The sequence below is a fragment of the Actinomyces polynesiensis genome (assembly GCF_000820725.1).
GTDB classification, from domain to species: Bacteria; Actinomycetota; Actinomycetes; order Actinomycetales; family Actinomycetaceae; genus Pauljensenia; species Pauljensenia polynesiensis.
In genome coordinates this window covers 1-14249 of sequence record NZ_CCXH01000065.1, presented here as the reverse complement: position 1 = coordinate 14249, position 14249 = coordinate 1, and the positions used below count along the sequence as shown (strand labels likewise).

The 14249-nt window shown below is 71.1% G+C and carries 11 protein-coding genes; 9 read left to right on the top strand and 2 right to left on the bottom strand.

Annotated features, from left to right (window positions below; all coding sequences use genetic code 11):
- From TA90_RS15420 to dtd, 4 genes are all read left to right on the top strand, one after another.
- Positions 1–1072: hypothetical protein (locus tag TA90_RS15420; RefSeq protein ID WP_231550631.1), on the top strand; the 1072-nt coding region annotated here is incomplete at its 5' end.
- A 107-nt stretch (positions 1073–1179) separates the two neighbouring features.
- Positions 1180–2028 (top strand): heme-binding beta-barrel domain-containing protein, encoded by an 849-nt coding sequence (locus TA90_RS02285; protein ID WP_074015236.1) that lies wholly within the window; start codon positions 1180–1182, stop codon positions 2026–2028.
- Positions 2029–2146: 118 nt separating this feature from the next.
- On the top strand, positions 2147–3391 hold the full coding sequence (ygfZ, locus tag TA90_RS02280) for a CAF17-like 4Fe-4S cluster assembly/insertion protein YgfZ (protein WP_043534407.1): 1245 nt from the start codon (positions 2147–2149) through the stop codon (positions 3389–3391).
- The gene (dtd, locus tag TA90_RS02275; RefSeq protein ID WP_043534404.1) at positions 3391–3816 is read left to right on the top strand and encodes a D-aminoacyl-tRNA deacylase; all 426 of its coding nucleotides are present in this window, start codon (positions 3391–3393) and stop codon (positions 3814–3816) included. Before ygfZ ends, dtd begins: the two co-directional genes overlap by 1 nt.
- Positions 3817–3959: 143 nt before the next feature.
- On the opposite strand, the gene TA90_RS02270 is transcribed toward dtd, so the two are convergent.
- Entirely contained in the window at positions 3960–5105 is a 1146-nt protein-coding gene (locus TA90_RS02270) for an alpha/beta hydrolase (protein WP_187120070.1), read from the bottom strand.
- Positions 5106–6320: 1215 nt separating this feature from the next.
- Here TA90_RS02270 and TA90_RS02265 point away from each other — a divergent pair.
- On the top strand, positions 6321–8834 hold the full coding sequence (locus TA90_RS02265; protein ID WP_052450390.1) for an ATP-dependent Clp protease ATP-binding subunit: 2514 nt from the start codon (positions 6321–6323) through the stop codon (positions 8832–8834).
- A 271-nt stretch (positions 8835–9105) separates the two neighbouring features.
- Positions 9106–9702, top strand: coding sequence for a hypothetical protein (locus tag TA90_RS02260; RefSeq protein WP_043534403.1), 597 nt, complete (start codon positions 9106–9108; stop codon positions 9700–9702).
- Between the two features lie 12 nt (positions 9703–9714).
- Here TA90_RS02260 and TA90_RS02255 read toward each other — a convergent pair whose 3' ends face one another.
- Positions 9715–9924 carry a PspC domain-containing protein gene (locus TA90_RS02255; RefSeq protein WP_043534402.1) on the bottom strand — a complete coding sequence of 70 codons (210 nt, stop codon included), beginning with the start codon at positions 9922–9924 and terminating at the stop codon, positions 9715–9717.
- Positions 9925–10263: 339 nt separating this feature from the next.
- Here TA90_RS02255 and ppdK point away from each other — a divergent pair, with 339 nt between their 5' ends.
- The 3 genes from ppdK to TA90_RS02240 form a co-directional block, all read left to right on the top strand.
- Positions 10264–12975, top strand: coding sequence for a pyruvate, phosphate dikinase (gene ppdK, locus TA90_RS02250; protein ID WP_043534401.1), 2712 nt, complete (start codon positions 10264–10266; stop codon positions 12973–12975).
- Positions 12976–13230: 255 nt separating this feature from the next.
- Positions 13231–13455: a FeoA family protein gene (locus tag TA90_RS02245; RefSeq protein ID WP_043534400.1), complete on the top strand. Its 225-nt coding sequence runs from the start codon at positions 13231–13233 to the stop codon at positions 13453–13455.
- Positions 13452–14249, top strand: a 798-nt coding sequence (locus TA90_RS02240; RefSeq protein WP_043534399.1) for a FeoB small GTPase domain-containing protein, incomplete at its 3' end; no start/stop codon positions are given. The genes TA90_RS02245 and TA90_RS02240, both read left to right, overlap by 4 nt.

Below are 14249 nucleotides of genomic sequence, written 5' to 3'. Positions count from 1 at the left end.
CACCGTTCCCCGTCGTGGCACCGATCCGCGTCCCGATGCGCGCCGCGGCGGAGGGGTGACCGGGGTGCTGGCGGGGGTGGCCGGTCGACACGTGTCAGCCCTGGTGGTCCTGTTCTGGTGCGCCGCGACGGCACTGGCCCCGTTCCTCGCACCATGGGCGCTCAGCGTGGTCGTTGCCTGCGCCGCCCCCGTTCTCGCCCTCGGTTGGGCAGGGCTCACGCAGGTACCGCTCTCCCGCGCGGAGGTCGGGGTCTGTGCTCTCGCGGGTGCCGCGGGCGCGGTCGCCGTCCAGGTGACCCGCGACCTCTCCGCCACGACCACCGTCCTCGCGCTGGGGTTCGTCGCGCTCTCGGTCGCGGTCCTCGCCTCGCGTGGCTCCGTGGGCTCCGACGTGTCCCGGGGCCCGGCAGGTTCCGGGCGTCCCCCACGTGCCGTGGGCTCCGTCCCCTCCTCCGCTCCCACCCGGACGGACGTGATCCCCGACCCGGTGCGCTCCACCCGCTCCTCAGTTCCCCTCGCGGCCGTGGGAGCACCCGTTCCACGGCGACGCCGGTCCGGCCGGCGGCATGACTCCGCGGCCCTCCCGTCCCTCCTGTCCGCGCCGGCGGCTGCGTGCTGCCTCCTGGTGGCGGTCGGCGGGTCGGCGTGGGTGGCCCTGTCCGTCCGGGACCAGTGGCTCCCCGCGGTGCCCTTCACCTGTCTGCTCGCCGTGGTGGTGGTCCTCGGGGACCAGGTCGGGGGGACCTTCCGTTCGAACTCGATCGGTGCCGTCCTGACGGGTGTCGTGTGCGGCGCGGTCGCCGGCTCCGCCCTCGACACCTTCGGTCCGCGCGGGGTTCCGGTCTCGACGGTCCTCCCGAGCCTGGCGCGGCTCGTGGGCGAACGACCCGCATCGGTGCTCGCCGGGATCGTGGTCGGCCTCGCGGTGGCACTCGTGGTCATCGCCGTGGACGGCCTCCTCGGGGACCACGCGCGCCCCACCTCCCTCACCGGCGCGATCGCCCGGGGAACCGCCAAGTTCCTGGTCGCCGTCCTGCCGGTCTACGCTCTGATCCGCATCGGGGGCATCTGAGGGGGCGTACCGCCGGCAGGGAGCTCCACGTCAGCCCCCGCGAACGGCGCGTCCGCGCCACCGCTCCCGGTGGGCCCCACCGTGGGTGTCCGCCGTAGGCTGGGGACATGATGGTGATCCCGGCGGACCTCCCGCCCGAACTGGCCCCCGTGGCATGGATGCTCGGCTCCTGGCGTGGATGGGGGATGCTCGCCACCCCCGGTGAGGACCCCGATCGCGTGGTGGTCGAGGAGGTCGAGGCCGACATCGTCGGCACACAGCTGCGCCTGGTCACCACCGTGCGCGAGGGCATCGCGCGGGACGGGATCGACCCCATGCTCGATGCCTCCGACGGACTGGAGGAGATCATCCCCGGCGACGTCGTGCGCCAGGAGACCCTCTACGTGAAGGTCCTGCCCGGTTCGGGCCACCTCCCCGCACCGGGCGAGTACGAGCCCCGCGAGCTCATGGCCTCGGGCGCCGACATGGACGGCTTCGCCACCCTGTGGGCCGGCGTCGACGTCGGCCCACGGGCGCAGCTCGTCTCCGACGCGATCGCACGGGACTCCCAGGCGGAGGACGTCGAGCACCTCACCCGCATGTACGGGATGGTGGCCGGTGAGCTGATGTGGACCCAGGAACGCACCCTCGGCGGTGAGGAGGCGGTCATCGACCTCTCCGGGCGCCTCATGCGCACCGGGTACGCGCGCACCGCCTCCGGCGAGGAGGTCGAGGGGGGAGTCCTCCCGCCCGACGGGGCTGACCCCGGCCTCGATGTCGCACCCGGTGCGGGCGTGGTCGCCCCGGAGAGCACGTCGGCGGGGGAGGGCGTGGCAACCGCAGGGCACACCGCGTCCACGGGCGGTGGCGTGCCCACGAGCAGCGTCCCCGCTCGGGAACAAGGGGGACGTGCCGACGAGGGCGGCGCTGTCGGCCCCGACGGGGACGACCCCACGGAGGACGTGTCCCGTGCCTGAGGAGAACCCGGCCACCGCGCCCGCACCGACACCTGCCCACCCGACGCCCGCACAGCCGACTCCCGCGCAACCGGAGCAGGAAAGGGCCACCTCGGAGTGCCACGGACGACGCTCCCCGCTGCTCGACCTCGACCGGGCGGTGTCCGGGGACGGGGACCTTGCCGGAGTCCCCCTCCACTTCGGGGACCCCTCGGGGGAGCAGTGGGCCCTCGAGGCGGGCCGGGCCCTCGTGGACCGTCCCGACCTGGGTGTGGTCACCGTGGGTGGGCCGGACCGCCAGAGCTGGTTGACCTCGATCACCTCCCAGGTCCTGACCGGCATGGGTCCCGGTGACTCCCGCGAGATGCTCGTCCTGGACCCACAGGGACACATCGAGCACGCCGCTGCCGTGTCCGACGACGGCACCACGACCTGGCTCGTGACCGAGGGCGACCACGCCCGGGAGTTGGCCGGATGGCTCGACTCCATGCGCTTCGCGCTGCGGGTGGAGGTGGCGCTCCGTGAGGACGTCGCCGTCCTCGCCACGGCATCCCCCGCCCCTGCTTCTCCCGACACGTTCACTCCCGCCACGGCTTCCCGGGCCACGGCCTCCCCAGCCGGCGGGGCCGGCGACGACGCCGAGACCGCAGGGCAGCCGCTCGGGGGCGGACCGCGTCCCAGGGACCTGCCCGGATGGATCCTCACCTGGGACGACCCCTGGCCCGGTGTCACGGAGGGCGGCACGGAGTACTTCCGGGGTCGCCACCCCGGCCGGTCCACCCGGATGCACCTCCACCTCGTGGAGGACCAGCAGGTCGCTGCCTTCGCCCGCGCGTGGCTGGAGCCGGCGGACCGTCGCCCAGCGGGTCTGCTCGCCTGGGAGTCGCTGCGCATCGCCTCCTGGCGCCCGCGGGTCGGACGCGAGGCGGACACCCGTGCCATCCCCGCTGAGCTGGACTGGCTGCGCACCGCCGTCCACATCGACAAGGGCTGCTACCGCGGGCAGGAGTCCGTCGCCCGCGTCCTGAACCTGGGGCGCCCACCGCGCAGGCTCGTGTTCCTCCAGCTCGACGGCTCCCGGGGGGACGTGCCGGAACCGGGTGCCGCCATCGTGCGCGGAGGGCGACAGGTCGGGGTGGTCACCTCGGTGGCCCGCCACGCCGACATGGGACCGATCGCCCTGGCACTGGTCGCGCGCAACCTCCCCGTCGACGCCGTGCTCGACATCGACGGCGTCGCCGCCGCACAGGAGCCCATCGTCCCGCCACACGGCCGGGCGGCCGACTCCCCCGAGGAGCGCCCCGGCGCGGGACTGTCGAACCCAGCGCTTCGCCATCGTGATGTGCGCGGGACAGGTTCGGGCGGCCTGGGGCCCTCCCTCTGATGCGCGCGGTGCTCCAGCGCGTCACGCGCGCACGTGTCACCGTCGGGGGTCGGGTCGTGGGTGCCGTCGACCGTCCGGGACTGGTCGCCCTCGTCGGGGTCGCCCGGGGGGACGGGGCCCACGAGGTCGACACCGTGGTCCGCAAGATCGCCGAGCTGAGGATCCTCGAGGACGAGCAGTCCGTGGCCGACACCGGTGCGCCCGTGCTCGTGGTCTCCCAATTCACCCTCTACGGCGACACCAGGAAGGGTCGTCGACCCTCGTGGGTGCACGCGGCCCCCGGTCCGGAGGCGGAGCCGCTGGTCGATGCCGTGGTGGCAGGCCTGCGGGATCGCGGCATCGAGGTCGCCACCGGTGAGTTCGGCGCGATGATGCAGGTCGAACTCGTCAATGACGGACCCTTCACCGTCCTCGTGGAGGCCTGAGCGACAGACCGGTCCCGGAGGAGGGCGCAGCTCAGACGGGGGCGCGACAGCGGGACAGTGTCGATCACCCGTCCGCCCGGGGACAGTCGGCCGGAGTCGCCCGGCGGTTGTCCGGCGTCCGAGCCCCGCGGGACGCCGGGCGCTCAGGAGGCCCTGACGACCTGCTGCTCGGTCGGGGTGGCGAGGTCGGCGTCCTGCCACAGGTCCGACACGCCGGTGCGGTGGGGAGCCGAGGTGTGGGCCCTGAGGAAGGCGACGACCCTGCGCATCGAGGTCTTCGCCTCGGGGGTGTTCAGGTCGAGCTGGTACTCGTGGGCGATGGAGCGGTCCGTGGTCTCCCGGGGGAAGAAGAGGGTCTCGACGTCCGCGCCGACGCGCTGGAGGGATCCGACCATGGACTCCGAATGGGCGAGGAGGTTGTCCCACGGGCCGGTCGTGACGAACGTCGGTGGCAGCGCTGCGGTGACGTTCTCGGGGAGGGCCGCCCATTCACAGCACGGATCGGCCGAGAAGTCACGGCGGCCGATGTAGGCGGACAGCACCGTGCGGAAGTACCAGCCTTCTCCCACCCCACCGAGCAGACCCTCGGTCATCCGCAGGTCCACCGCACCACTGGCCAGGAGCAGGGCCCGCAGCCGGTCGCGTGCGATCACGGCCGGAAGGCCCGCGGACGCGGCGTAGGCGGGGTCGCTGATCGCCATCGCGGCCTGCGCGGCGATGTGCGCACCCGCGGAGTCGCCGAAGAGCACGAACTGCGTGGGGTCGACGTGGTGGATGCTTGCGACCTCGGGACGGGACAGGAACTCGAGGGCGCGGTTCAGCTGCAGGACCGGGACCGGGTAGCGCGCTTCGGGGGCCTTCGTGTACTCGATGCACACGGCCGTGAAACCGTGCGAGGCGAGGACCGCGAGGTAGTCGTCGAGCATGTCCTTGGTGCCGTTGACGAATCCACCACCGTGCACGCACACGATGGTGGGCAGTGCCCCGACGGCGTCGGCGGGGCGGAACACGTCGAGGCGACCGTCAGGGTCCTCCGGGTCGTAGACCACGTCGAGGGTGGCGAGGACGTCCTCGGGAACGAATGCCGCGGTGTCGGGGCCCGGACCGCCGAAACGCCTGGACACCGCGCGGATGGCGTGGACCCCGACCCGGCTGCTCGTCAGGAGCACCGTGGCAGTGGCCGCCGCCGTCGCGGCGAGCGAGCCGAGGACTCCCAGTCCCACCTGTCCGGCCCGTCTCCACGCAGTCCTCGCCGCTGCCGCGGGCACTTCGATTCCCTGGGGTTCCATGCCCCACCTCCGATCACCGGACCTGACCGGGTGCCGAGCATTCCATTCCCGGTTCGGTGTGTGCGACGCGGTGCCTGCGATGCAGGGGCGGCGGGTCCTTTCTCCGAATGGTAGGTGGAACGGCACGTCCCGCAACCGGACGGACACCGCTGGCGGGCGTCGTCGCAGGTGTGGGGCTCGGCTCGCAGCTCCCGGCGTAATTCCGGGCCGGTCCCGAGCGGGATCGGGGCCTGGCGTGGACCGGCAGGGACTGGGTCCGTGCTTCGTTCTCGGTCCCCTCCTCGTTTCCTGCTCCCTGTTCCCTGTTCGTGGCCCTCTCCTCGTTCCCCGTTCCCTGTTCGTGGCCCCTTCCCTGTCTGTGGGTGTGGGTGTGGGTGCGGACATTGTCGCGAGGTCGGTACCGGGCGTCGGCCATCCGGCTGACGGGCCGATCCCGTCCGGCGTCACCTGTCCGGCGTCACCTGTCCTGTGCCGGCACGCCACGAGAGCGCAGGTTCTGACAGCTCAGGTGCGTGAACTTGCCGTCTCGTGGGGAGCGTCGGAGGGCGTGTGTGCGTTTGTGCAGGTCAGGGAGGTGCCACCTGTCTGCTGTCGTGGTTCGGGTGGTCGAGACGGCAAGTTCTGACAGCTCAGGTGCGCGAACTTGCCGTCTCGTGGGGAGCGTCGGAGGGCGTGTGTACGTTTGTGCAGGTCACGAGGGTGGGTGGAGGTGTCGCCGTGGCTCGCGTGGGTCGAGGCGGCAAGTTTCGACAGGACGGTGCGGGAACGTGCGCCCTCGTGGGAACTGGCCGCTCGAGACCGTGGGCCGGACCGGCGTCGCCCTCGTCCGTGTGCCCACGGACCCTCCCGGCGGCACACCTGGCTGCAGGGGGGATGCTCCCCCCAGCGCAGTCGAGCGCCCGTGCGCATGCTGCAGGACCCTCCCGGTGGCCACGTGCCCGGGAGGTCCCACCATCCGTCCCCCGGGAGGTCCCACATCCGTCCCCCGGGCCGCCCCCACATCCGTCCCCCGTGCCGCCCTGCCAACCAGCCCTCCAGCCGCCCCGGGTCCTCCCGGCAGCCCCTCCCGCGGGCCACCCGGCATGCCCGGATCCCGGGGGTCGGGACGGGGTCACGCCTTGAGTGAACACCATCGCCATGCCAGCACTCAGCCCGTACTGTGGACACCAGTTCATCTGCGCCACCGTGCGCACGGCATCCATTGAGGAGGATCGCATGTTCGAACGGTTCACCGATCGAGCGAGGCGCGTCGTCGTTTTGGCGCAGGACGAGGCCCGCGGCCTCAACCACAACTACATCGGGACGGAACACCTGCTCCTCGGCCTGATCACCGAGGGCGAGGGTGTGGCCGCCAAGGCGCTCGACATGATGGAGATCAAGCGCGACGACGTGCGCGCCGCCGTCATCGAGATCATCGGTGAGGGCGACAAGCCCGTCGAGGGCCACATCCCCTTCACCCCCCGCGCCAAGCGCGTCTTCGAGCTGTCCCTGCGCGAGGCGCTCCAGCTCGGCCACAACTACATCGGCACCGAGCACCTGCTCCTCGGCCTCCTCAAGGAGGGTGAGGGCGTGGCCGCCCAGGTGCTGACCAAGCTCGGCGCCGACCTCGGCCAGGTGCGCCAGACCGTCATCCAGCTGCTCTCGGGCTACCAGCGCCAGGCCGGCGAGGGCGAGGGCCGCGAGGCCGTCGGCGTCACCGGAGCTCCCGTGCGCGACCCCGGCCAGACCAACTCCGCGATCCTCGAGCAGTTCGGGCGCAACCTCACCCAGGCTGCGCGTGAGGGCAAGCTCGACCCCGTCATCGGCCGCAAGACCGAGATGGAGCGCGTCATGCAGGTCCTCTCCCGGCGCACGAAGAACAACCCCGTCCTCATCGGTGAGCCCGGTGTCGGCAAGACGGCGGTCGTCGAGGGCCTCGCCCAGGCGATCGTGCGCGGGGACGTGCCCGAGACCATCAAGGACAAGCAGATCTACAGCCTCGACATGGGTTCCCTGGTGGCGGGCTCCCGCTACCGCGGCGACTTCGAGGAGCGGCTGAAGAAGGTCCTCAAGGAGATCCGCACCCGCGGGGACATCATCCTGTTCATCGACGAGATCCACACCCTGGTGGGTGCCGGTGCCGCCGAGGGCTCGATTGACGCCGCCCAGATGCTCAAGCCCATGCTGGCCCGCGGTGAGCTCCAGACCATCGGCGCCACCACCATGGACGAGTACCGCAAGTACATCGAGAAGGACGCCGCACTCGAGCGCCGCTTCCAGCCGGTCAAGGTCTCCGAGCCCTCCGTGGAGGAGACGGTCGCCATCCTCAAGGGGCTGCGCGACCGCTACGAGGCCCACCACCGCGTCATCATCACCGACGAGGCGATCAAGGCCGCGGCCGAGCTGGCCGACCGCTACGTGTCCGACAGGTTCCTGCCCGACAAGGCCATCGACCTGATGGACGAGGCCGGTGCCCGCCTGCGCATCTCCCGCATGACGGCTCCCCCGGAGCTGCGTGAGCTCGACGAGAAGATCGCCGAGGTCCGCCGCGCCAAGGAGTCCGCCATCGACGACCAGGACTTCGAGCGCGCAGCCTCCCTGCGTGACGAGGAGCAGAAGCTCGGCGAGGCCCGCCAGGCCAAGGAGAAGGCGTGGAAGGGCGGGGACCTCGACGACATCGCGGAGGTCACCGACGAGGAGATCGCCCAGGTCCTGGCCATGTCCACCGGCATCCCGGTGTTCAAGCTGACCGAGACCGAGACCGCGAAGCTCCTCCACATGGAGGACGAGCTGCACAAGCGCGTCGTCGGCCAGGACGAGGCCGTCAAGGCCCTGTCCCAGTCGATCCGCCGCACCCGCAGCGGTCTGAAGGACCCCAAGCGTCCCGGGGGGTCGTTCATCTTCGCCGGTCCCACCGGCGTCGGCAAGACGGAGCTGGCCAAGGCGCTCGCGGAGTTCCTCTTCGGCGACGAGGACGCCCTCATCCAGCTCGACATGTCGGAGTACTCCGAGAAGCACACGGCCTCGCGGCTGTTCGGTGCCCCTCCGGGGTACGTCGGCTACGACGAGGGTGGGCAGCTCACCGAGAAGGTCCGTCGTCGTCCGTTCTCCGTGGTCCTCTTCGACGAGGTCGAGAAGGCCCACCCCGACATCTTCAACTCCCTGTTGCAGATCCTCGAGGAGGGCAGGCTCACCGACTCCCAGGGCCGCGTGGTCGACTTCAAGAACACCGTGATCATCATGACCACGAACCTCGGCACGCGTGACATCAACAAGGGCGTGCTCACGGGCTTCCAATCGGCCGGCAACCTCACGCACGACTACTCGCGGATGAAGGCCAAGGTCAACGAGGAGCTCAAGCAGCACTTCCGTCCCGAGTTCCTCAACCGCGTCGACGACGTCATCGTGTTCCCGCCGCTGACGAAGCCGGAGATCAAGGAGATCGTCGACCTGATGATCGCCAAGCTTGCCAAGCGGATGAAGGAGCAGGACATGGAGCTCCAGCTCACCGACGACGCCCGCGACCTGCTCGCGGACCGCGGCTTCGACCCGGTGCTGGGCGCGCGTCCGCTGCGCCGTGCCATCCAGCGCGACATCGAGGACGCGCTCTCCGAGCGCATCCTCTTCGGGGAGATCAAGCCCGGTCAGGTCGTCACCGTCGGTGTCTCCGGCGAGGGCCCCGACCGCGAGTTCACCTTCTCCGGTGGAGCGGTCCAGGTGCCCGAGCCAGTGGAGGTCGCCAACAACTGAGCGGGGTCTGACCGCCGGGCACACAGGAGCCGCCCTCGTCCATCGTCGACGAGGGCGGCTCCCGCTGTTCCGGCCGCATTCTCCCGAGCGGGGCGGCGGGCTCCGGGCACTGCACCGTTCGGTGGGAGGGCACACGCACTGCGGGCGGCCCGGAACCCATGGGAGATGAAAGTCCTGCCAGTGAGAATCACCCGTGGACATACTGTGGGTGCCGTGACGAGGACTTCCTCGGCGGGCACGTGGAGTTGTCTCGACGGGGAACGGAGAACCGATGGGGATGACCGACGGGGAGGAGCGCCACGTGCTCCCAGGTGTGGGCTCGGCCGGACCCTCGCGTCGTGGACCGGCCGTCGCGTTCCTGGTGTCATTGGCCATCACGCTCGTGGGCTGCACGCCATCCGTTGACGGGGTCCAGAAGGGCCAACATCCGCTCGCCACCGCCTCCAGCCTCGGGTCCGGAGGCGGCGTCGACGCGGAGGGTGGTGGCCTCATCGCCTCGGCAGATGCCCTGAGCGCCGCGGACGCCTCGGGGAACGTTCTCCTCTCGGCCGCCGCCCGACTGACCTCCGAGTCGGCCGGAACGACATCGACGACCACGACGATCCGCGACGAGGATGCCTCGTCGTTCGCACCCGGACACTACGAGTTGCGCACCTACTGTGTGGGAACGGGGGTGCTCTCCGCCGGAATCACCATCGGTGGGGCCGCGGACAGCGGTGAACCGTTGTCCGAGTGCACCCCTCAGGGGACGGTGGGAACCGTGTCGGTCGACGTCGTGGGGGAGTCCTCGCCCGCGGTGGTCACGATCACCCCGGCCAAGGGGACGGTTGCTGCTGTCGCCTACCAGCTGCGCCTGTCGCCACGGTGATCTCGACCGACGTCATCTGCGGGCCGCGCCGCCGGTCCCTGCGCCCCCCTCGAGGGGGAGCACCGCCCACAGGATGACGTAGACGAGCACCCCCGGGCCGGGCAGGGCCAGGGAGACGGTGAACAGGACGCGGACCAACCAGGGGTCGACCCGCAGTGCGCGTGCGATTCCACCGCACACACCTCCGAGCACCCGGTTGTGGGGGTCGCGGGTCAGTGCCATGGGTTCCTCCTGGGGTGGGACTGGGCGGGGACGGACATGTCCCCATCCCACGCCATCCCCCGGCGGTGCGCCATCGGGTGACACCCTGATCGTCCCCGGGTCGGCACCCCGGAGCGCCGCCGGGTGCATCCCCCGGTCCCCGTGACCGGGGCGGCGCCTGCCCCGCAGCACACGGGCAGCTCGCGGACGAGCCAAGGGCCCTCCCGGCTCCCCGGGCAGGCGCGAACAGGTGCATGTGACTGCCTGCATACCGCGGTGACCTAGGTCCCATCGTTGCTACAGTGGTCGCCGAGGCGGTCCACAGTCGGGCCGCCGGTCGACTGAGAAATGAGGACCTCAATGGTCAAGTACGTGTACGACTTCTCCGAGGGCGACAAGTCCATGAAGGACCTGCTCGGCGGCAAGGGCGCCAACCTCGCCGAGATGACGAAGCTCGGACTGCCCGTCCCCCCCGGCTTCACGATCTCCACCGAGGCCTGCCGGGCCTACCTCCATGACGGTGTCGTACCCGAGGAACTCCAACCGGAGGTGACCGCCGCGCTGCGGAACGTCGAGGACACGATGGGCCGCCACCTCGGGGACCCGACCACGCCCCTGCTGGTCTCCGTGCGCTCCGGCGCGAAGTTCTCCATGCCCGGCATGATGGAGACGGTCCTCAACATCGGCCTCAACGACGAGTCCGTTCAGGGTCTGGCCCGCGAGTCGGGCAACGAGCGCTTCGCGTGGGACTCCTACCGCCGACTGATCCAGATGTTCGGCAAGACGGTCCTCGACATCGACGGCGAGCTCTTCGCCGAGGCCCTGGACCGCCTCAAGGTGGACCGCGGCGTCACCGCCGACGTGGACCTCGACGCCGAGGACCTGCGCGGCCTGGTCGACACCTTCAAGCAGATCGTGCGCGAGCAGACGGGGGAGGACTTCCCGCAGAACCCGCGCACCCAGATGGACATGGCCGTCGAGGCCGTCTTCCGCTCCTGGAACACCGAGCGCGCGCGCATCTACCGCCGCCGTGAGCGCATCTCCGACTCCCTGGGGACGGCCGTCAACATCTGCACCATGGTCTTCGGCAACCTCGGTGACACCTCCGGCACCGGCGTGTGCTTCACGCGCGACCCCTCCACCGGCCACTCGGGCGTCTACGGGGACTACCTCCCCAACGCCCAGGGCGAGGACGTGGTGGCCGGCATCCGCAACACCCTGCCCCTGGCAGCCCTGGAGGAGCGGGACAAGACCTCCTACGACGAGCTGCGCGCCATCATGCGCAAGCTCGAGACCCACTACCGCGACCTGTGCGACATCGAGTTCACCATCGAGCGCGGCAAGCTCTGGATGCTCCAGACCCGCGTCGGCAAGCGGACCGCCGCCGCGGCCTTCCGCGTCGCCACGCAGCTCGTCGACGAGCGTCTGATCACCCGTGACGAGGCCCTGACCCGTGTCACCGGCGACCAGCTCACGCAGCTGATGTTCCCCCAGTTCGACTCCGCAGCACCCAAGGAGCTCCTCACCCGCGGCATGGCGGCCTCACCGGGGGCGGCCGTGGGCGTCATCGTCTTCGACAACCACCAGGCGGAGCAGGCGGCGCGCGAGGGCCGCAAGTGCGTCCTGGTCCGCCGGGAGACCAACCCCGACGACCTGCCTGGCATGGTCGCCGCGGAAGGTGTCCTCACCGCGCGTGGTGGCAAGACCTCCCACGCCGCGGTGGTCGCGCGCGGGATGGGCAAGACCTGCGTCGTGGGCGCCGACGAGCTCGAGATCGACGCCGCCGCCGGCACCGTCAAGGTGGCCGGGCGGACGCTGACCGGCTCCGACACCATCGCCATCGACGGGCAGACCGGCGAGGTCTTCCTCGGCGACGTGGCCGTCTCCGACTCCCCGGTCACCACCTACCTGCTCCACGGCCTCGACGCCGGCCTGGAGGCCGCCGGGGAGGACGAGGGCGTCCGCGAGCTCATCACCTCCGTGGACCGCATCCTCGTCCACGCCGACGAGGTGCGACGCCTGCGGGTGCGCGCCAATGCCGACACCCCCGAGGACTCCCGCCGTGCCATCGAGTTCGGCGCGGAGGGCATCGGCCTGTGCCGCACCGAGCACATGTTCCTCGGTGCCCGCCGCGAGCTCGTCGAGCACGCCATCCTCTCCGAGAAGGGGTCGACGGGCCGCCAGGAGGCCTTCGACGAACTGGAGAAGCTCCAGCGCTCCGACTTCCTCGAGATGCTGGAGGTCATGGACGGCAAGGCCATGACCGTGCGCCTCATCGACCCGCCACTGCACGAGTTCCTGCCCGACCTCACCTCCCTCGAGGTCAAGGTGGCCGTGGAGAAGGCGACGGGCGTCGTCGATCCCGCCGACGAGCGCATGCTCACCGTCGTGCGCCGCTTCCACGAGCAGAACCCGATGCTCGGGCTGCGCGGCGTGCGTCTGGGCATCTACATGCCCGGGCTCTTCGAGCTCCAGATCCGCGCGCTGTGCGAGGCCGCCGCCGAGCTCGTGGCCAAGGGCCTCGACCCCAGGCCCGAGGTGATGGTGCCCCTCGTCGGCTCCGTGCGTGAGCTGCAGCTGGTGCGCGAGTCCGCGGAGAACATCATCCACTCCGTCGAGGAGGCCAATGGCGTCGACCTGTCCGGTGTCACCATCGGGGCGATGATCGAGCTGCCGCGCGCGGCCATGACGGCGGAGGACCTGGCGCAGGAGGCGGACTTCTTCTCCTTCGGCACCAACGACCTCACACAGACGGTGTGGGGCTTCTCCCGCGACGACGTCGAGGGCGTGTTCTTCCCGGAGTACATCGAGGCGGGCATCTTCGGGGTGTCGCCCTTCGAGACCATCGACACCCACGGTGTGGGCGCCGTGGTCCGCGAGGGCGTGCGTCGTGCCCGTTCCACCAAGCCCGACATCAAGCTCGGCGTGTGTGGCGAGCACGGGGGCGATCCCGACTCCATCCACTTCTTCCACAAGTCGGGGCTCGACTACGTGTCCTGCTCACCGTTCCGGGTGCCCGTCGCGCGCCTGGAGGCCGGTCGCGCCGCCGTGGAGGAGTCCGTGACGGAGTGACCCTCCCCTGAACCCGGTGGACGGGCCCTGTCCGGCCCGCCCTCGGCGGTGGCCCCGTGGACGCACGCGAGTGCGTCCGCGGGGCTGCTCCACGTCGTCGGGGTCGCGGTGTCGTCCCGTGGGGCGCCGTGGCACGGACCCGGGCACCGCAGGGCGGGGTCCGCGCGAGCACCAGCCCTGCGTCCGTGCAGGTCAGGGGCCCGGACTGGAACTAAGGTCCCACTTACTTCGGTGAGGCAGGTCTACATTCGAGTCGTGCTCCTCTCGAAATGCCCCACGAACGCGCGCGCCCGCCTGACACGCATCGACATCGACCCGCGCCACCAGCTCCGTCTCCAGGAGCTCGGACTGCGCACCGGTGCCGAGTTCAACCTGACGAACCGGGCCGCCTTCGGTGGGGTCGTCATGAACATCGCGGGCACCCGGGTCGCCGTGGACCGTCGCTCGGCCCGCCACATCGAAGTCGAGGTCGTCGAATGAGCTGCCCCAAGTGCGCGCCCCGGGGACCCGAGGACGACCGCAGGCACGAGAAGCACCACCTCCACGTCTCCGGACTGACGCGGGGGGCGGAGGCCGCCGATGCCACGCACCGCACCTCGGTCATCGAGGACACGCCGACCACCGAGCCCACCGTGGTCCTGCTCGGCAACCCCAATGTCGGCAAGTCGACCCTGTTCAACAACGTCACCGGCGCCCACCAGAACGTGGTCAACGCCCCCGGCACCACCGTCGAGGTCATGCAGGGGCACTGGGGTGCCGTCGGCGCGCGGGTCCTCGACCTGCCGGGCACCTACTCCCTCATCGCGAACTCACCCAACGAGCAGGTCGTCGTCGACACCCTGGCGGGGGCCACCGGCTCCTTCACCGATCCCGTGCGGGGGCGCTCGGTGGACCTGGTGGTCGTCCTCCTGGAGGCCACGGCACTGACCCGTTCCCTCTACCTGCTGGGCCAGGTCGCCCGCACCGGCCGCCCGGTGGCAGCCGTCATCACGATGTCGGACGTCGCCGAGCGTGAGGGCCAGCACGTCGACGCCGCGGCACTGGGCGCCAGCCTCGGGATCCCCGTCCTGGCGGTCGACGCCCGCAGCAGGGCCTCCGTCCCCGCCCTCAACGACATGGTCTCCGCCGCCCTGCGCACCCGTCCGCGGGTGCGGGGCATCGAGCCGGACCCGCTCGCGCCGGGCTACAACCAGTTGGCTGCCGCGGCGGCCCGGGCCGCCTCCGCCTCTCCCACCGCGCACGAGGGCGGCACCGCCCTCGTCGGGGAGGAGGGG

What these genes read in the sequence shown, in the direction of transcription:
- TA90_RS02285 (WP_074015236.1), top strand. Translation starts at nt 1,180, where the DNA reads ATGATGGTGATCCCGGCGGACCTCCCGCCCGAACTGGCCCCCGTGGCA.
- dtd (WP_043534404.1), top strand. Translation starts at nt 3,391, where the DNA reads ATGCGCGCGGTGCTCCAGCGCGTCACGCGCGCACGTGTCACCGTCGGG.
- TA90_RS02270 (WP_187120070.1), bottom strand. Translation starts at nt 5,105, where the DNA reads ATGGAACCCCAGGGAATCGAAGTGCCCGCGGCAGCGGCGAGGACTGCG.
- TA90_RS02265 (WP_052450390.1), top strand. Translation starts at nt 6,321, where the DNA reads ATGTTCGAACGGTTCACCGATCGAGCGAGGCGCGTCGTCGTTTTGGCG.
- TA90_RS02260 (WP_043534403.1), top strand. Translation starts at nt 9,106, where the DNA reads ATGGGGATGACCGACGGGGAGGAGCGCCACGTGCTCCCAGGTGTGGGC.
- TA90_RS02255 (WP_043534402.1), bottom strand. Translation starts at nt 9,924, where the DNA reads ATGGCACTGACCCGCGACCCCCACAACCGGGTGCTCGGAGGTGTGTGC.
- ppdK (WP_043534401.1), top strand. Translation starts at nt 10,264, where the DNA reads ATGGTCAAGTACGTGTACGACTTCTCCGAGGGCGACAAGTCCATGAAG.